The following is a 19,295-nucleotide window of genomic DNA, read 5'->3' as shown; positions in this document are numbered from 1 at the left end:
GCCGGCATGTCGATCACCACCACTTCCTGAGTGCAGCGCCCGCAAGGTATCCACCGAGTGTGGCTCCCGCATACTGACCGACGGCCGAGCCTCCGACCGCGCCGACCGGGCCTCCGAACTCGAATCCGACTCCTTCTCCGATCGAGCCGCCGATATACCCGCCGAGAACCGCCCCACCTCCGCGAATGGAACCACGCGCGATCCTTTCCCAGGTGGACAGGCCATGGTCACCTGAGTCGTCGACCCATTGGCTACGGAAACCGTCGGCGAAGGTCAGAGCTCCGCCGACCTTGCCGAGGAAGCGTCCGGCCTTGGCGGCCTGCCCGCCCCACTTCTCGGCGCTCTCGGCCTTCCGGCCGGCCTTGGCGAGCTTTCTGTCGTTCCCTCTCGTGGGTGGCCTCTTCGAGTACTTGTTGAGCTTTTGCAGGTACTTGACGTGCCCGTTGTCGACGATCACGATCCCGAGCCTTTTGAATATCGACTGCCATATGGCGACGTAGCCAGAGGCTCCGGTGAGGCCGTGGTTGCCCGCCGGATTGAGGCCCAGCCCCAGTTGCTGGAGGATGACGGGGAGCTTGGTCTCGTGCTTGGGCTTCGGCCGGTACTTGACCGGCGGCGGGAGCATGCACAAGGTCGGGAACACATCGCACAACGTCCGTGACCCGGTGCTGTCTCCGGAGCGCACCGGCTTTCCGTGGCGGGGATAGACCGTGTATCCGTGACCGTTTTTGTTGGGGCGGCGGTCCCCGCCGTCGCCATTGAAGCAGTCGACCCCATCCGGAGTCCTGTAGCACATGGTGCCATCGGCGTCCGCGTTGGTGACGGGGTTGTTGTCGGCGTACGCATAGCCGTTCCAGCTCTGCGGGTCCGAGGTGTCGAAGAGGGGGTCTACGGAGATGAAACGGCCGGTTTCCGGGTCGTATTCGCGGGCGCCGAGGTGGGTCAGGGCGGTGGACTCGTCGATGACGCCGCCGACGAAGCCCTTCTGGCCGGGCCAGGAGGCCGACGCGGCGCCGCGCTGCTGCCCGAACGGGGTGAACCGGCGGCGGGTGGCCGTCTGGGGGGCGGTGTCGTCGACGGCCATGGTGACGGTGCCCTGGTGGTCGTCACCGAGCCAGGTCACGCCGTTGCCGGTGCGGGCGGCGACGATCTGGTCGGCGAAACTGTAGTAGCGGGTGGCGGTCTTGGCGCCGGTCTTGGCGTCGAGCCGGAGCTCCATGCCTGCCACATAGAGGGTGGTGGAGGTGGGGTCGCGGCGGATGAGCCGGTCGCCGTCGGCGTCATAGAGGTAGGTGCTGACGCCGGAGGGGTCGGTCGATCTGGCCAGGTGGCCCTCGACGTCCCATTCCAGGAGGCGGCCGGGGCCGCGCCGGGTGGTGTTGCCGGCCTGGTCGTAGGCGTAGGCGTGGACCTGGCCGTCACGCGCGCCTCCGGTGTAGGCGACGGAGGTCAGCGTGTGCGGTTGCGGCTTGCCGGGGCCGGCGTAGGTGTAGGTCTTGGTGATGTCGCCGGTCGCCTGGTGGTCGATCTCCTTGGTGCGGTTGCCGGTGTTGTCGTAGGCGAAGGACTGCCAGTACGGCGCGGGTCCGCCGACGATGTTCTGGGAAGGAGCGGTGGCGCAGTCGCCGGTGGTCGTCGTCCAGGCGTCGGTCAGGCGCCGCAGGTAGTCCTGGCGAAAGCACTGCACGTCGGGCGTCTGGCCGGAGGGCGTATCGGCGATCTTGGTGATGTTGCCCGAAGGATCGTAGGCGTAGTTGGTGTCGGCGACGGAGATCGGTGCCGTTTCCCGCTCGAACACCGAGCGGGTGAGCCGGTTGGTGCCCTCCTCGTAGAAGTTGGTCTGTTTGACCCGCTTCAGGCCGGTGCTCATCGTCAGGTCGAGGACCTGTCCGAGCTTGGAGTAGGTCGTCGAGGTGACGTAGTTGGTCAGGCCCCGCATCGTGATCGGGTTGCCGAGCTCGTCGTAGTCGTACAGCAGGGTCTCGCCGAGCAGGCCGCCGGCGGCGGGCAGGACCGTGCGGTGCACGGTGCCGTCGGGGTTGTAGTCGGTGGTGGTCCTGTACGTCCCGGCCAGCGAGCCTTCGGCGGCCGGGACGACGAGCTGGGCGCCGGTCGGCCGGTAGGCGTTGTCGAAACCGGTCACGGTCGTGGCGTAGGCGTCCATCGCGCCGGTGGCGGTGTTCTTGACGTAGCGGGTGGAGCCGGTCGGCTGCCCCTTGACGTTGGTGCCGTCCGCGAGTTTGTCGTACGTCCACTCGGCGAGCTTGGTGCCCGAGGCGGAGGTGCCGGCGTACTCGGCGGTCTTGCGGTCCAGGGCGTCGTAGCTGACGAACAGGCTGAAGCCGCGCGCGTCGGTGACGGTGGTGAGCAGGTCGGTCCTGTCGTCGTAGGCGAGCTTCGAGGTGCCCTTGTCGGGATCGTCGGTCTGGATCAGGCGGCCGCGCAGGTCGTAGTGGTAGGTCCAGGTGGTGCCCACGGTGTCGGTGACGGTGGCCGGCTGCCCTGCGCGGGTGTAGGTGTACCTGGTGGCGTCATAGTCGCCAGTGGGCGCGTCGCCCCTGTACTGGCGGACCTCGACGGTCTCGCCCCGCGCGTTGACGATGGTCGTGGCCGGGGTGGAGCCGGCGGGCGGGTCCACACTGGTGCGGTCGCCGCCGTAGGTCGTGGTGGTGCGCCACTGCTCGGTGCCGCGCTTGCGGAAGATCTGCGCGGTCGGCCGCTCCATGCCGTCGTAGGCGGTGACGTTCTGGCCGGGGACGTCGTCGTCGCTGCCGGGGACCCACAGAACGCCGCCGGGGCCGCCCTCGGCGTAGTAGTCGTCGTTGGACTTGTGGAGCAGGCCGCGGGTGTCGTACAAGGTATCGTTGATCAACCGGCCGCCGCCCGGCGCGGACCGCTGGGTCTGGCGGACGCGTAACAGGCCGTCGTAGAGAGCGTAGCCGGTGGTGTAGGCGGCGCCGTCGGCGCGCAGCGTCGAGGTGGTGACGGTGGTCGGGCCGTCGGCGCGGATCTGGTAGCCGAACTTCATGTTCGGCGTCGAGGGGTAGGTGGCCTTGGCATGGCCCGGCAGCCAGACGCCGGTCAACCGGCCGAGCGGGTCGTGGGCCAACTCGGTGCGCTTGCCGTTGGGGTCGGTCGTCGCGGTCGCGAGACCCCAGGCGGGATCGAGCTCACTCGTGGTGACGTGGCCGAGCGCATTGGTCTCCTGCTTGGCGGTGGGCAGGCCGGTGGCCGGCGTGTAGGAGGTCTTGGTGGTGGTGCCGTCGGCGTCCGTGACCACCAGGGGCCGGCCATAGGCGTCGAAGGTGGCGGAGGAGATGGTGACGTACTGCGGGCCGCTGTTCCAGGAGCCGATCTTCTCGGTCCTGGTGACGTCGCCCGTGGACGGCGCCGCGCCGAACGCCTTGCCGTCGTAGTACTCGCGCACGTCGGAGAGCACGTCGGCGGGCCGGTCGGGGGTGGCGGTGCACGCCTTGGCGACCGTCTCCACCCGGATGGTGTAGGAGAGCATCCACCGGGTGGCGTCGCGGGCGTAGGTCGTGCGGACACACTGGTCGTCGTCGGCGGTGGCCTCGTCGCCGAGGTCGTTGACCTGGGTGGGCAGGCCGTCGGCGTTGTAGTCGGTGTCGGTCATGGTGTACCGCCAGCCGCCGGAGGTCAGCGCGGTGCGGTTGCGTTCCTTGTCGGGGCGGACCATGTGTGCCGTGGTGGTCGCCCAGGAGCGGACTCGCTTGGCGGTCTGCTTGGTCCAGTAGGTGCTGATCACGCCGGCCAGGGCGGCTCCGGAGGGGCCGTCGTAGCGGATCTCCTCGCGGACGCGGCCCTGCAGCGGATCGGCGTCGTCCACGGCCGTACCCGTAGAGTCGGTGACCTTGACGTCGCGGGTGCCGCCGCCGGACAGCTCGTCACCGTCCATACCGCGGAAGTAGGTGAACTCGGCCTTGGAGCGTTGCTCCCCCGGGGCGCCGCGCAGCACCCGGACCCTGCCGTAGCCGCGCCACTGCGACCAGGTCTTGTACTTCTCCTTGGTCAGCCCGTCATCGTCGTCATGGTGCCAGGCGCCGCCACCGAGGTAGTCGTAGGTCTCCAGCACGTCGGGGGCGCCGCCGGTGCGGTCGATCTGCTGGACCTGGGTGACGACGTACTTGTGGAACCAGTCGAGCTTGGGCGAGGTGGCGCCCTCCGGCGTCCAGTACTGCGGGTAGCAGCGGCGGGTGTTGGAGTCCAGGCCGGGGGTGCTGCCGGCGGTGCAGTCCTCGCCGGAGTAGGTGATGGACAGGGCGCCGCCGGTCTCGTTGTCGATCGCCGAGACGCGCCACTTGGTCAGCGGCGGCCGTCCTTCCAGGGCGTCGACGCGGTTGGGCCGCTGCACGCCGGCGAACCTCACCGGCGGCAGCGACGCCGTGCCGCCGACCTTGCCGGTGTGCCGGATCCCGGCCAGCCACAGCGCCGCCGCCGTGCCGTCGCCGGGGGCGCGCAGCTGCTGGTCCAGCGTCCAGGTGTCGACGTCCTTGTACGTGCCGCCGGACAGCACCTGCGTGGTGACGGCGGCCAGCCGCTTGCGGGTCCAGAAGGTGGGCGAGTAGCGGTCGAGGCATTTGTCGCCGGAGTCGCAGTTCTGGTCATAGGGGACGTCCGGCCAGTACTTGGCGTTGGCCTTGGTGAACTTGTCGGCCGCGCAGTCGAAGGACGAGGTCGGGACGCAGCGCTCCTTGGCGTCGAAGACCACGCGGGCCGGGGCCGAGGAGGAGAAGACGGCATTGGAACGCTGGCCGTAGTCGATGCGCTTGAGGTAGCCGCCGCGGTCGTAGGAGGTGGGGGCGCCGTTGGGGACACCGTCGGTCAGGAGGGTGACGTCGCGGCGGTAGTAGTTGCTCTCCTTGACGTACCAGAAGGTGCTGACGGTGCCGTGCGGGTCGACGACGTAGTCGAGGTTCCACCGCCACGCCTGCCGGCACCAGGAGTCGGAGAAGGAGTTCTGGTGGCAGGGCTCGCCGTCGTCGTTACCGAACACCGGGACCGTCCAGGCCGAGTCCGTCTCCGCCTTGCCGCCGGCCCAGCCCGGTAGGCGGTTGCGGCCGAAGTGGTACTGCGTGCCGTCGGCGGTGGTGACGCGCCAGTACTCGCCGTCGTTGTCGCCGTTGTCGGCCCCCGTGAGCCTCTCGACCTTGGAGCCGTCGTCGTTCTTCGGCTGCCAGGTGCCGGTGGCGTCGTCCAGGATCAGCTCGGTGGCCTGGCCGTTGATGGACAGGGTGGCGTTGTGGTTGCCCCAGCACTGGTCGTTGCGTTTGGGCGTCACACCGTCGTCGGAGCAGGCCTTGTATCTGCGCTCGACGAATCCAGGCCAGTAGTCGAAGCCCTCACCGATCCAGGACGCCTGATTGTTGGTCGCGACCGTCCGGCCGTCGATGCTCCCGGAGGAGTAGACGAACCCGACGTTGGGGGCCGGGCCGCCGGGGGGCGGCGGCAGGCGCAGCGGATAGGACCAGGAGAAGGCGCCGCTCTGGGCGCTCGCGCTCCAGGTCGCCGAGGGCGACAGCGACGTCGCCTCGTACGAGCCTGCCGCGCCGGACGGGGCCGCCTCGGCCGCCAGCGTCATCGTGGTCGCGGTGGTGAACCCGACGTCGGCGGACAGGCGGCCGGTCGTGACGTTGTTGCGGGTGGGCAGCGGTTCTCGGGTCTGGCATTGGGGCAGGTCGGGGGTGGTGGCCGCGCACGCGGGCAACTGGACCAGGCGCAGGCGCGAGGCCCAGTCGCCGCCGTAGGCGTACCGGAAACCCGAATAGTCGACCTCGACCGTCATGCGGGCCGTACCGGCGGGCGGGGTCTGCGGGGTGAGCTGGATGCCGAGCCCGGTGATGCGGGACCTGTCGGCGGTGCGCGCGTCCAGCGCTCGCACCTGGACAGCGGGAGGAGTCGGTACCGCAGCGATGCGCGCCGAGTCCTTGTCCTTGGCGGCGGGGGTGGCGGGCGCCAGCCAGACCGGCAAGTCTCCTGCCCGTGTTCCGGCGGCGTCGCCCCCGGGGGTGGCGGACGGCGCGGCCTGTCCGGTGGCGGCCGGCGGTGTGCCCGCCGCCGGGAGACCCACCATCGCCGTACTCGGCCGGGGCCAGGTCACGGCGGGTGCGTCCTTGAGGTCGAAGGCAACTCCCGGGTCCGTCAAGGGCCCTCGTGCCTTGACGGCGTGACCGGGAACCGGATGCTGTTCCTGGGCCTTGTGCCACGCCGGGGGGTCGTCGGCCGCCTGGGCGGCGGAGTTCGGGCCGATGAGAGTGGCGGGCAGCACGACGGCCAGGACTCCGGCGATTCGGGTCCAGCCTCGACGTGAACCGAGCACGGCTTTCCTCCGAGGGGGTAGGGGGCGTCGGTGACCCGGAGGTCTAGCCGTCGATGGGGAGGTTCATCGCGATGTTGATGACCTGACGGTCGGTCAGGGTGCCGGTATAGGCGCGGACGTCGTCGATGTCACCGCTGAAATAGTCCACAGCGGCGCTTTTGTATTTGGCGCGGCCGATCTGCAGTGCGCCTGCCGCCCATCCACCGGTCACGGAACGCTGGTCGTTGAGCTGGCCGTTGACATAAAGACGGATCTGCTTGGCCTGCTCGTCGTACACGCCTGCCAGGTGCGTCCAGGTGTTGAACGCCGAGCAGTCGATGGGCTCGGCCGAGATGGCGTGCGTCAAGGTCCCGTCGGCGGCGTTAGGACTCGTCGAGAACGACCAATGCGGCACCGCGGCACCGTTCTCGGCGATGAGCCGGTAGCCGAGGTAGAAGGAGCTGTAGGTGGCTCCGTCCTGGGCCAGGACGGTCATCGCGCGGCCGGGCAGCACGCAGGTGTCGTCGCCCGACAGACGCACCCACGCCGTCACCGCGTAGCTGTGGTCGGTGCGGAGCGGCGCCGACGGGGTGGCCGCGTAGCCGGTGGCACCGTTGAGGCTGAGCACCCCGCCGCCGTCGAAGCCGTCACCGGACCAGGTGGCGGCTCCGCCGAGAGCCGCGGGCCAGCGGCTGTCGGTGGAGTTGACCGCCGTGGAGCCCGTGCCCTCTTCGAACTTCCACCAGCCGCGCTGGATGGGCGGCTGCTTGGCCATGGCGGCGATCTCGTTGCCCAGCGCGGGATCGTTGACCGTGCGCGGATAGTCCGACAACTCCCGCTTCCAGATCCTCACCTCGTCGATGTCACCGGCGAAGTTCTCGATATAGGTGCCGCGCGACTGCACCCGGCCGAGTTGCAGCGGACCGGTCGCGTCCCAGGGCTTGTACGGGAAGGCGCCCGTCGTGGCCTGCAGGATGCCGTCGACGTACAGGCGAAGCTGCCGCTCCGGGGCATCCCACACGCCCGTCAGGTGGGTCCAGATGCCGGTCACCGGTTCGGCGTCGCCGATCGCCCGCACGATGGTCTTGTCGTCGACATCGGCGTCGAACTTGCTGAAGATCCACCGCCTGTAGCCGGAGGAGTAGTAGAGCTGGAATCCCGAGCCTCGGACGGCGTTCTGGCTGACCACGGTGGAGTTCTTGGTCTTGTCGTTCAGCAGCACCCAGGCCGAGACGCTCATGCTGCGGTCGGTGTGCACCACCGGGCCGTCGGTGCTGGCGTAGCCGGTGGTGCCGTTCAGGCGCAGCGCGCCGGCGACCCGGCCGCCGACCCAGGTGGCGCCGCCGGCCAGCGTCGCGGGGTGTGTCGTCGCCCCGGAGTCGGCCGCCGCGGTGCCCGCCGTCTCGTCCAGCCGCCAGTGCCCCTCGGGTCCGAACCCGGCGTTGACGTAGAAGCTGTAGACGGCCGGGGTCTTGCCGACATTGCCCGCCCGGTCCACCGGGTAGACGTACAGGGCGTTCAGCCAGTCGTGGCGGGGCGCGAGCCGCACGTTGACGGAGCTCTGCCCTGCCGGGATCGCGATCTGGGTGGCGGCGGTGGCCAGCGCCGGGTCGTCGAGCGCCCAGCGAAAGGCCGCCACGTCGCTCTCGCCGTCGCCGGGGGCCAGCGTGAAGCCGCCGGCCCAGCCCACGCTGCCCTGCCAGGCGTCGGGGGTGTCCGGCAGGTAGTCCAGGGAGCTGACCTTCGGCAGGGGGGTCGGATCGACGGTGTCCACGGTGAACTCACACCACTTGCTCCAGGCGCTGGAGTCGGTGCCGTCGTAGGCCTTGACCTTGTAGGCGTAACTGTGGCCGGTGACCAGTCCGGCCAGCTTGACCGAATGGTCGGTGGCCGAGGTGGTGTACTTGTAGGCGGTCTTGCCGCCACCGGGCATGGTCGAGGTGACGTCGTCCCACACCCCGGTGACGGTGTTGTAGTGGTGCAGGACGAACTCGGCCCGTACGCCGTCGTTGGCCTTGTCCGGGTCGTAGATCTTGGCCTTGAGCTGGAGCGGGTTGGCAGTGTCACCGGCGTTGACCGCCGGGCGGGCGGCGCCGGTGACGCAGGGCGTGGCCGGGTAGGTGCCGATCCCCGAGGGGGCCGCCGGCGGGGTGTTGTAGTCGATGACGAGCTTCGGCGCGCTGCTGAAGCCCTTCCACCCCCACACGCCGCTGCTGGTGTCGTTGGAGTCCCTCAGCCCGAACGTCGTGTTCGACCAGCCGCTCTTGGCGGCCTTGACGATCGCACGGGTGACGTTGAACTCGATGCCCTTGTCCGGGCAGGAGGAGCTGTAACCGGCGTCGGAGGCGACGCTGTCCTGATGGTCGCTCCAGGACGGCTGATGGTTCCAGTTGGTGGAGGTGGAGATGCCGCCGGTGAGCCAGAGCTGCACGGCCTGCGGGCTGGAGGTGCAGCCCCAGGACTTGACCTGGGTGATGCGGAAGGTGGCCTTGAGGATGTGCTTGCCGTTGACGTTGTCGGAGTCCATCCGGAAGAACGACCGCTTGAGGCCGCTACCGTAGTTGCCGGCTTCCGGCATGTGGCTGGAGTTCCAGTACTCCTGGTTCGGGTACGCCCTGTCGACGTACGTCCAGGCCAGCTTCGAGCCCGACCACTGCGGGTCGATGTAGACCGGGTACGTCGTGCCGGCGGAGGTCAGCAGGTTCTTGTCCGGAATGATCGCGATGCGGTCCCGGGCCACGTCCACGCCCATCACGGCCTGCCTGCCCTCGCGGGACGGCCCGGCCTCCAGCGCGGCGGGAGCCGCCATCGCGCCTGAGGAGTCCCACATCCGCGGCGCCGGCGCGTGGAACAGCTCCGTTCCAGACTCGGTGACGGCGCTCAGGCCGCCGGCGGCAGTCTCGCGCACCGACAACCCGTTCGCGCGCATGCCGAAGGTGAGCTTGCCCAGCGCCGGGTTGGCGGCGGCCTCCCGGTTCTTGACCACGAGCACCTCGGAGAAGCCGAGTACCGAAGCGGTCACCTTCAAATCCACGCCCGGCAGCACCTCGCCGTAGGTCGCGGTGTCCCCTTCGAGCACCGGCTTGGGCAGGCTTACCGGCCACGTCATCGCGACCGAACGCCCGCCCTCGCCGATGGCGGCCAGCGGAGCGGTCCCGCCACCGGAGAAGGTCAGCTCCAGCGGGGTCGCCACGGTGCGCACGCTTCCGTCCGGGGCGAAGACCAGGGTCGAATCGACGGCGGCCCAGCCGTCGCCGCGCCGTACGCGCTCGGGCAGCGCCGCGGTCTCCGAGGTGAACGAGCCATCGGGGTTGGCGAACACCTGGCGGGTCTCCGTGCGTAGCGGCAGCACCTCGACGCGCTGCTTGCTGCCGCGCGCCTGCTGCAGGGCCTCGTGCTCACTGCGCGCGGGAGGATCTCCCGTCGCCGCCTGCGCCGAGGGTCCACCGGACGGGACGGCGACGGCGGCCAAACAGCAGGCCGGCAGCGACACGACCAGTGCGACTGCCAGCGACACGACCGCGGCGCGGACACGGCTGAGGATGCTGCGGGAGGTGCGGCGGCGCATCGAGCCTCCAGGAATGCGGCTAGGTGTGCTTGCGCGGGCTACTCATCGGTTCCACCGCAGCGCAGGACCGACCACGTCCCGTACTTATGTGCGGGCGACTTGAACCGGCACCATTTATAGAAAAAAGAGGTCATCACGGCGTCAAACTCCCGGATAAAGATTGCTGCGCCATCCGCGGTACGACCGCGCCGGAGAGGTAAACCTCCGCTGTAGCAGGCTCCCCGCCCTACCGCCGCGGTTGCAGCGGCGGACCGGCCGCTCAGGCGATGAGGGACACCTCCCCCGGCGGTTAGCATGCGCGGATGCGCGCGAAGATGCTGTCGTCGCTCCGGCGGATTGCCGCGATGAACCCCTTCGCCGCCGACCTGATCCTCGGCGTGATGGTCGTCGGCGTCTCCGTTCTGTTCGGCCTCCTGCTGTCAGAGGACGCGACGGCGCCCGGTCACGCGCAGCGCCCCTGGGACGCCGCAGGCATGGGGCTGACGCTGGTGGCCAACCTCGTCCTGGCCTGGCGGCGGCGTGCCCCGCTCACCGTGCTCGCCATCGCCTGCGTCACCGGGATCGTCTTCCACCTACTCGGCTACGACGTCCGGCTGAATGAGGCGGCGCAACTGCTGGCCCTCTACACCGTCGCCAGCCGGCGGCTCCCGGCCGTTTCCGTTCCCTGCGCGCTCGCCGTGGCGGCCGCCTGGTGGCACGCGGCGTTCCTCGGACCGGACGACTTCGCCTGGCCGAACGTCGTCCAGGTCAGCCTGTTCGTGGCCGTCGTGTGGCTGTTCGGCAACCGGACCTGGGTGCTGCGCGAGCGCAACAAACAACTCGCCCGGCTCACCGAGCAACTACGGCGCGACCAGGAGGACAAGGCGCGGCGCGCCGTCACCGAGGAGCGCGTGCGCATCGCCCGCGAACTGCACGACGTGGTCGCCCACCACATGTCGGTCATCGTGATCCAGGCCGGACTCGCCCGCTACGTCTTCGGCTCCGACCCGGCCACCGCACGCGGGGCGCTCGCCACCATCGCCGACACCGGCAGCGAGGTCATGGCAGAGATGCGGCGGCTCCTGGCGGTCCTGCGGATCGACACCGACGACACCGACGACACCGACGACGGCGATGGCAGCTATGATCCGGCACCCGGCCTGGACCGGCTCCACCACCTCGTGGAGCGGGTACGCTCCGCCGGCGTCCCGGTGGAGACGTCGATCACCGGTGCCGTACGCCCCCTGCCGCCCGGAATCGACCTGTGCGCTTACCGGATCCTTCAGGAATGCCTGACCAATGTGCTCAAACACGCCGGCCCCGCAACGGCGCAAGTCTCACTTCACTATGGCGCCGACCTGGAGCTGCGCGTCAGCGACGACGGACGCGCAGCCCCGCCCGACCCTCAGGGAGACGGCCACGGCTTGATCGGCATGAGGGAACGCGTCAAGCTCTACAAGGGAACAGCCAAGGCCGGTTCGCAGCCGTCAGGAGGATTCGAGGTCGTGGTCACCCTGCCCCTCACCCCACCCGGCGAACCGAACCGATGATCAACGTACTCGTCGTCGACGACCAGGTCCTCATCCGTGCCGGCCTGGCCGCGCTGATTCGCGCCGCCCCCGGCCTCGACGTCGTGGGCGAGGCCGCGAGCGGCCAGGAAGCCATCGCCCAGGCGGTCGCCAAGCGGCCCGATGTGATCCTCATGGACGTCAGGATGCCTGGCATGAACGGCGTCACGGCAACCGAACGCATCCTGTCCGCCCACCGTGACCAGCCGCCCCGCGTGGTCATCCTGACCACTTTCGACCTCGACGAGTACGTCTACGACGCGCTACGCGCGGGCGCTTCGGGATTCCTGCTGAAGGACACCCCGCCCGAACGGCTCATCGCCGCCATCCACACCATCGCCTCCGGCGACATGCTCTTCGCCCCCACCATCACCCAGCGCCTGGTCCAGGCCTACACCCATCGGCCGGACCCCACCGGCCGCAGGACCGCATCAGCGCTGGATGTCCTGACCGCCCGCGAGGCCGAAGTCCTCAAGCTGGTGGGCCACGCCCTGCCCAACCTCGAGATCGCCACCCGCCTGAATGTCAGCGAGGCCACCGTCAAAACCCATCTCAACCGGGCCATGGCCAAACTCAACCTCGGCAGCCGGGCCCAGGCGGTGGCGCTGGCCTACGAGAGCGGCCTCGTCACTCCCGGCGGGGAGAACTGAGCGGTTGAGCCGGCCTGGAGCGCGATACCGGTGTTGCCACTTACCGGGCTCTGCACAGTTCTTGCCGTGGGTTGTTCATCAGGCGTTCGTCCAGGGGGTGGGGATCGTGCCGCCCCGGTAGCGGTACCGCGTGATCGCGGGTGTTCGCGCCGGGTTGACCAGTTCCTCCGTCCATCACGATCGGCAGCCGGGACCCGTTGGGGCCGAACAGCCGCTTGTGGATGTCCTTTTCCAGGTGCCTGGCCGGCAGAATCTGCTCTGCCACCACGACGGCAGAGCAGCGGTGGTCTTTCATCTCCGCACGGACAAATCAGCGCTTCGTGGGGCACTGGGGCTCATGACACGTTCCCTACCGGCACCCCGATACAGGAGTCCGGACGATCACGTCTCAGGCGTCTGGCCCTCATCCTCCATCCCGTGCTCGCAACTCCGCGGTGATCGCGCGTTCCCTGAGCAGGACGGTCTCGGCGCGCAGAGTCTCCAGTTGCTCACGTAGATCTGACAGGCGCATCTGCTCCATGGCCAGTCGCATGCGCGTGTCGTCTCGCTCGGCGAGCGCCTCGGTGGTTTTCGCCGCCGCGCGATCCTGTGCCTCGGCGATTTTCTCGGCGGCGCGTTCCTCGGCCTTGGCCAGCCGGCGTACCGTCCGCTTCTCCAGTTCGGCCGCCTGGTTTTCCGCCCGTTCCACCCGCGTCCGTGCCTCGGCTGCTTCGGCCAGAGCCTGGGCACGTGCCGTCGCCGCGGCGTCGGCACGTGCCAGCGCTCGGTCCCGCTCGGTCTCCGCGGCCTCGGCCCGCGCCGAGGCCGCGGCGACGGCACGTTCGGCGACGCCCCTGGCGTCCTGGGCGATCCTGCTCTCCTCCAGTGCCCGTTCTCGCTCCGCGTGCGCCTGCTCGGCAAGCTGTCGATCCTGTACGGCCTGCGCTCCGGCCCGGCGGGCCTCGTTCTCGGCGGCCTCCACCCGCTCGGCCATCTCCCGTAGCGCCGCGTCCCTGGCCGCCTCGGCCCGCTGTGCCCTGCGGGTGGCCTCCTGTTCTGCCTGCCTGGCCCGGCGTTCGGTGCTGGCCGCCTCGTGCAGGGCGGCCAGTGCCTGCTCCCTGGCGGTCTCGGCGTCGGCCAGCGCGATGTCACGTTCGGCATTGGCCTCCTCCACCTGAAGCGTCATCGCATCCCGCTCGCGCCGGGCGTGCTCGGAGGCCTCGCGTGCCAGCCGTACCTGTTCGAAGGCCTGCTCCCGCTCGGTGCGCGCGATCGCCACCCGGGTGTGCGCCTCGGCCTGTACCGCGCTCACCTTGGCCTCCACTCCCGCGGGGCTCAGCTCTTCGGACAGCACCTGCGCCAGCGGCGCTATCGCCGCGATCATTCCCTTCTCCATGCGCTCGTAGAACTCTTCGGCTCTGGCCAGCGCTCCCTCGAGCCCCGGCGTCGCCCGCCGCATCTCGCGTTCGCGCTTGGCCACCGCCTGGCAGTCCCCCTGGGCGCAGTACGCCCTTGGCCGCCCCCGCCCGGGCTTCTGTTCGATCGGTGTCCCGCAGTGTTTACACGGCGTCACCGCGCCCGACTCTCGCATGCTCTCAGCGTAGCATCTTTGATTTTCCAGAAATTCAAAATCAATAAATGAGATCCGTTGCGTCTCCTCCACGTGAAGGTAACTACCGGGAATGTAAATTCCCGCAAGTTAAGGTTGGATGTCATCTCTTCGCGGGGTGTGCTGCAAACTGCCATGAAGTTGTCCTGGCGTAATGCCAGTTGATGTCAGTGGATTTGCCACTTCGTGTCAGCAAGATCACTAAGCCTCGCCTGATCCGCCCGGCGAAGATCCCGGGACGCAGGTAGTTTTCCCAGCTAGAACCCTGTTCTCCGGCAAGCCCATCGCTTTGACGTGAGCCTGCAGCTGTGTGCACACCGCGTTCTCCCCTCCATGAGCAGCGTCCCATGCGGCCTGCTGAGGGGGCTTTGGTGTGCTCCGGCGCTGCTTTTCGGCCACGCCCGACTGACGAGTCGTGTCACCTTGCCACGTACCGACAGCCCTCATCAGCAGCCTGACCTGTGGTTTTGCCATGGGATGTCAGTGCTGTTGTCATCGAGATGTCAGTAGCACGCCTTCGGTGGTTTCCTCTCGTGTCGGGGACGGATCAAAGATCGACTTTGCGTATGGCGCTGTCGCGCCAGTAGCCGACCGTGTTGGCGACAACGGTCCCTCTCCACGATCGTCTGCTCTGGGTTCAGCGCTCAGTCTCTTCGCCCGGCCGGTTCGATGCCTGCACCCTGAACGGGGGCGGGAGATGGCGTTGAGAGAGGCGTTTTCCGGCGTCGCTGACCGCTGCGGCGCATGGGCATGCGCGTCTCAGGGGCGCTCAGGGAAGTCCTCACGAGGCGCGGTGCCGCCCGAGCCCTCAGTCGACGCGGTCTCCGGGACTGGTTGAAGGGCGAGGAGACGGCTGATTGTCTGCTGGGCGACCTCTTCGCGCTGCTCGGCGGCCTGGGCACGGTGTTCGGCTCGCTCCAGCGCCTGCTGCAAGGCCTCCAGGCGGGCGTCGGCCACTGCGGTCGCGGTTCGTGCCTCATCGCGGTGAACTCGGGTTTGCCGCAGATCCTCGCGTTCGGTGGCGAGCTTCTCCTTCAGCCGGGTGATGTGCGCGGTGAGTTCCTCGCGAACTCGGCCGGTCTCGGCGCGGGCCACCTCAGCGTCCTGGTGTGCCTTCTGCCGGTCGGTCTCGGCACGCTCGGTATGGCTACCTGCGGCTTTCAGGTCGATGCGGGCCTGATCGAGATCGACGGTGCGGTCGGCCAGCGTGGTTTGCAGGGTGGCGATCTGCCGGTCGTGGTCGTCGGCCGCGGCCTTGGCCTGGCGGCGTTCGGCGTCCAGGACGCCTTGCAGGGCGTCGCGTTCGGAGGTGATGCGCCGGGTGGCGCGCTCAGCGGCCGCAGCGCGTTCGACGGCTGCGGTGGCGGCCTGCTGGGCGCGGGCACGTTCGGATTCGTGCTCGCCGGCCGCACGCCAGGCCGCGCGTTCGGAGTCCTCGGCGCGTTGCTGTGCCGCGACGGCCTGCTGGATGGCCTTCTCACCTGCGGTGATCGCGGCCTGGGCCTTGTGCTGGGCGTCGGTGGTGCGCTGTTCGGCGGCCGCGGCGGCGGCGCGGGCCTCTTCGGCGGCCTGTTCGGCGGCGTCGATCTGGGTGAGCGCACCGGCGGTCGCGGCGCTCAGCGCCTCGGTGAAGGCGGTCAGCTGGGCGCTCCACTGCTCGCCCGCGCTGAGCAGGTCGCCGCTCAGCGCACCGGTCCGGCGTAGCGCCTCGGCGACCACCGGGGTGTGGGTGGCGGTGCGGGCGCGGTGCGCGGCGGCGCGGCAGGCGTCCCCGCAGTACAGGGCCGGGCGGCCACTGCGGCGGCCGGTGGGTTCGAGCCGGTTGACGCATCCCGAGCGGGCGCACATCCGCCCCGTATCGGGATCATCGGGGCCCTTCTCAAGGGCCGCAAAGGGCGCGAACGCGCGGGAAGGATCTTCGCTCACTGGCAAAGAATATCATCGTACCGTTCGCGAACGATCATGTTTCCGTGCGTCACGAAACGAAACTTTGAAGATCAGCGCATCTCGAGCAGGCTTGCGATAACTTTGCTTATCGCAAGCCTTAAACGTCAAAATAGAACCGATGATCCTATGAATCAGTAAGGGATGGCCGCATGAACCTGGTGGGATCCGTCACTTCGCCGACACGGGGTTTCGTCACTTGGTGTCAGCGAAATCGTCACCTCGTGTCAGTAACGTGAAGCTCTCTCACTTCCTTGCCGCTTTTGCCTAGATTCCGCCACAACTTCTAGACCCCTTCGCCCTCCTCTCTCGGCGGACGTTCAACAGCTCGGCGCTTGCCCCTGTTCGGCACATGCGCTCCTGGACGAACTCAGCAGTACTTCCCCGGCCGACATCCGGTGGTGTTTCCGCGATGTTCGGGTGGTGTCGCAGTCCCCTGAACTGCGGTTTCGTCACTTCCTGTCAGTAAGAACCGTCACTGGGATGTCAGTGGCGGCCATGCGCTGATCGACAGGCCTAGCCCGGCCTCCTGATGCTCACCGGTGAACGCTCCCGGGCATCGTGCGGTGTGATCCTCGTGGGTCCCGGCACCCGAATACGGCCCCTCGGCTCTCCTGCCCCGGCCGTCGATGCCGTGTTTGATGGGCAGATCGATGCATTCTGACCTGCGGAAATATCGGCCGGATACGGCTTCACCGCTCCTGTTCGGGCTCTGCGGCGCCGGGTGCGGGGTGCGCCCGCAGTCGTGTGATCTCGGCTCGCAGCTCCCCCACCTCGGCGTACAGGGCGTCGTAGCGGGCCTTGAGATCCTCTCGCTGGCCGCGCAGCTCGGCGAGCAGCTCCTGGGCGGCCTCGTGCAGCGTCTGAAGACGGACCAGTTCGGTGGCGCGGGTCTCGGCCTGCTGCCGGGCGCTCTCCAGGTCAGCGCGCAGGCGCTGGGTCTGCTCGTCGTGACGCTGGCGCACTTTCTCCAGGTCGGCATGGGTGGCCAGGGTCTCCTCGCGCGCTGTAGCGGCCTCAGCGGCGGCGGCGGCCAGTTGCAGCGTCAGGGCCGCGGCCCGGTCGCTGTGCTCGCTCAGCTGGGTGCGTAGCTGGGCGTTGGTGTGCTGACTGTCCTGTAGCCGGCGGCCGCGTTCGGCGAGTTCGTCCTCCAGTGCCGTGCGGGCGGCCTGCAGCTCGCGGTTTTCGGTGCGCAACGCGCGCAGCTGGTTGGCCTGGTCGGCGGTCACGCTTTCGGCGAGCTCGACGGCCTTCTTGGCGTCGCCGAGCTTTTCACCGAGTTCGAGCACTTGGGCGCGGGTCTTTTCCCCGATGCGTTCCAGGTCGGCGCGGGCGGTGTGCTCGCGCTCTTCGGCCAGTCGCTGGGCCTGCTCGGCTTCGCGCATCCGCCGCTCGGCAGCGATGCGGGCGCGATCGGCGACTACGGCCTGCTCGCGGGCGATCGCGGCGTCCGCACGGTCCTCGGCGGCTTCGGCTTCGGCGGCACTGATCCGGGCCAGCGCGCCGGTTTCGGCCAGGTCGACCTTCTCGGCGAAGCGGTCGAGGAGCGTGCGCAGTGCCTCCTGCAGCGGGCGCGCTTCGGCCAGGACCGCGCCGGACTCGGTCACCGCGGTGGTCACCGCGGTGAGCTGCTCTTTGCGGCGCGCGCGGGAGGCGGCGGTTTTGCAGGCGTCGCTGCAGTACTGGCGAGGCCGGCGGCCGGTGGAGCGTGGCAGCGGCTGGCCGTCCCAGGCGCATCGGCCGTGCGGGGCTCCGGCGTCGGCGGGCGGGTCGGCCGGGTGACCTCGTTGCGGGCGGAGGTCGAAATCGGTGTTATTCGGGTCGCCCTCGGATTGGGTCGGCGCGTTGTCGGTCACTCAAGCACTCTACCAAAACGTGTCTGCATGACACGACTAAAAATCGCAACGTCACGTTACGACAATGAGCACGTTGAAGGACATGGCGACAATCAACATTATCGACATGCGACCTGTCTATGTATCCTCGGGCGCGGCGAGGGGATGATGAAGGGGCGTGGAGATCTGCAGCTAGATGTCACTAGAAATCTGCATGAGGTGTCAGTACGCAGGTCGGAGGCACTTTTCGTCTGCTGGCGTTCACCTGCGGTGATCTTCTCTGAGGCCGCGTCACGTTGGTGGAGGCGCTACGGGCTACAAGGTTGGCGTTGCGCAGGATGTGTGGTCGCGCTGGCGGCCGTCGGCTTAGTACAGGAACCCTGACCCAGGCGCGGCTTGGCTCAGCGGGCCTGGGCATGCGCTGTTACGTCAGCACAGAGCTTCTAAAGGTAGGTGCAGGCAGGTCGGGCGGCACTGACCACGTGACGTTTTCGGGACGGCATAACGAGGAGAAAGATGCTCTGACCTGGAGGTTCGTCATCTGCCGTCAGTGGAGATCGTCATCAGGATGTCAAGTGACGCCTCTGCCAACGACGGGCGGTCCATCGGCTCGGTTGTCCGTCTTTTCACCTGTTCAGGCTCGATACCCAACCTCCTGGGGCCGAGGTGGGGCGCGGTGTCCGGAGAGGCGTTCCCCTGTGTCGTCGGCCGCCGCGGCGGAAGGGCGTGAGCGTCTCAGGGACGCTCAGAGAAGTCTCCGCGATGCGCAGGGGTTGGCTTCGCTCCAGCTCTCGCGTTCGGCGCCGAGGTCCTCTCTCCAACTGGCGGCAACGGGTAACACGCGAACCGGCACAGACGAGGATTGGGTGTGCCGAGCCCGACATCCCATCCCGCTGTCCGCTCGCGCAGCCGCCACGCGAGCTCGACGACGAGCTCGGTCTTCCCCGCACCACCCGCGCCGAGGATGACCAGGCGTCGCCGGGGAAGCGACTCGAAGACATCGGCGATGCGGGTGAGTTCACCGTCGTCACGGACGTTCTCCCACCAGTCGAAGTGCGGATCTTTCTCGACCGATGAGATCTCGGCCCTGATCGTGGCGTTCAAGACAGCGGAGAGCTGTCGACGACGGGCGCCGCGAAGCTCGAAGACGACTTTTCCGTCGGCGCCTGTAACTCCCCGAATACGCTCCCCGCCTCCGTGCTGGATTGCAGGTGCTGGTTGCCGCCGAAGCCATGTCACTGTCGAAAGGCCGGCCGGAGCCAGGCTGTCAGCCCAAGCCCGCTCGTCGTGAAGCCGTGCCGCAAGTCGATACCGCGCTTCAGTGCGCCATCGACGACTTCTCCGCCTCCGATGAACTTCAGGGACTGCTCGAAGCTCGCGCCCGACGACGTCTCGGCCTTCACGGTCAGGGTGTGCTCGCAGAGGGCCAGCTTGTACAGCTCGCGCGCCGCGTCGAAGCAAGCGATGACGTCGTTCCAGTTGATCAGCGACCACAGCTTTTCGACGTAGTCGGGGCGCACGTTGCGGTACTGCAGGTAGTAGGCGTGCTCCCAGGCGTCGAAGACCAGCAGCGGGGTGGTGTTCATGCCGACGTTGCCGTGGTGGTCGTAGACCTGCTCGACGACCAGCCTCCGCCCGAACGGCTCCCAGGCCAGCACGCCCCAGCTGGACCCCTGCACGGTCGCGGTAGGGGTGGAGCTGCTTTTGGAAGGCTTCGAAGGAGCCGAGGGGCACCAACGAGGACCTGGACGCCGCTAAGGCATGCGGTGTCGCCTCCCCCGCGCGCCATGACGTCAAGCAAGCCGGCACGCACGCGCCACTGCTCGTCCGGCCCGACGCCACCGTCT

At 68.6% G+C, this 19,295-nt stretch carries 8 protein-coding genes; 2 read left to right on the top strand and 6 right to left on the bottom strand.

The features are described from left to right. Positions 1–13: 13 nt before the first annotated feature. Both AB0K21_RS21325 and AB0K21_RS21320 read right to left on the bottom strand, forming a co-directional pair. Positions 14–6,337 (bottom strand): RHS repeat-associated core domain-containing protein, encoded by a 6,324-nt coding sequence (locus AB0K21_RS21325; protein ID WP_364152196.1) that lies wholly within the window; start codon positions 6,335–6,337, stop codon positions 14–16. A 43-nt stretch (positions 6,338–6,380) separates the two neighbouring features. Next, entirely contained in the window at positions 6,381–9,884 is a 3,504-nt protein-coding gene (locus AB0K21_RS21320) for a LamG-like jellyroll fold domain-containing protein (RefSeq protein ID WP_364152193.1), read from the bottom strand. A 302-nt stretch (positions 9,885–10,186) separates the two neighbouring features. On the opposite strand from AB0K21_RS21320, the gene AB0K21_RS21315 reads away from it, so the two are divergent. Both AB0K21_RS21315 and AB0K21_RS21310 read left to right on the top strand, forming a co-directional pair. Continuing rightward, entirely contained in the window at positions 10,187–11,413 is a 1,227-nt protein-coding gene (locus AB0K21_RS21315) for a sensor histidine kinase (RefSeq protein ID WP_364152190.1), read from the top strand. Then, positions 11,410–12,081, top strand: coding sequence for a response regulator transcription factor (locus tag AB0K21_RS21310; protein ID WP_364152187.1), 672 nt, complete (start codon positions 11,410–11,412; stop codon positions 12,079–12,081). Before AB0K21_RS21315 ends, AB0K21_RS21310 begins: the two co-directional genes overlap by 4 nt. A 403-nt stretch (positions 12,082–12,484) precedes the next feature. Here AB0K21_RS21310 and AB0K21_RS21305 read toward each other — a convergent pair whose 3' ends face one another. From AB0K21_RS21305 to AB0K21_RS21290, 4 genes are all read right to left on the bottom strand, one after another. After that, entirely contained in the window at positions 12,485–13,651 is a 1,167-nt protein-coding gene (locus AB0K21_RS21305) for a hypothetical protein (RefSeq protein WP_364152184.1), read from the bottom strand. Positions 13,652–14,428: 777 nt separating this feature from the next. Next, positions 14,429–15,595 carry a hypothetical protein gene (locus tag AB0K21_RS21300; RefSeq protein WP_364152181.1) on the bottom strand — a complete coding sequence of 389 codons (1,167 nt, stop codon included), beginning with the start codon at positions 15,593–15,595 and terminating at the stop codon, positions 14,429–14,431. Positions 15,596–16,305: 710 nt separating this feature from the next. Then, entirely contained in the window at positions 16,306–17,469 is a 1,164-nt protein-coding gene (locus tag AB0K21_RS21295; protein WP_364152178.1) for a hypothetical protein, read from the bottom strand. A 1,214-nt stretch (positions 17,470–18,683) separates the two neighbouring features. Next, a complete protein-coding gene (locus AB0K21_RS21290; protein ID WP_364152175.1) occupies positions 18,684–19,127 on the bottom strand; it encodes a Fe-Mn family superoxide dismutase in 444 nt (147 codons plus the stop codon). Positions 19,128–19,295 lie beyond the last annotated feature (168 nt).

Source organism: Streptosporangium sp. NPDC049248 (assembly GCF_040678965.1).
GTDB classification, from domain to species: Bacteria; Actinomycetota; Actinomycetes; order Streptosporangiales; family Streptosporangiaceae; genus Streptosporangium; species Streptosporangium fukuiense.
Note: the sequence above shows the minus strand (reverse complement) of the source record. Positions and strands in the feature narration are given on the sequence as shown.

Coding starts and splice junctions, on each gene's coding strand:
- AB0K21_RS21320 (WP_364152193.1), bottom strand. CDS start 9,884: ATGCGCCGCCGCACCTCCCGCAGCATCCTCAGCCGTGTCCGCGCCGCG.
- AB0K21_RS21315 (WP_364152190.1), top strand. CDS start 10,187: ATGCGCGCGAAGATGCTGTCGTCGCTCCGGCGGATTGCCGCGATGAAC.
- AB0K21_RS21310 (WP_364152187.1), top strand. CDS start 11,410: ATGATCAACGTACTCGTCGTCGACGACCAGGTCCTCATCCGTGCCGGC.
- AB0K21_RS21305 (WP_364152184.1), bottom strand. CDS start 13,651: ATGCGAGAGTCGGGCGCGGTGACGCCGTGTAAACACTGCGGGACACCG.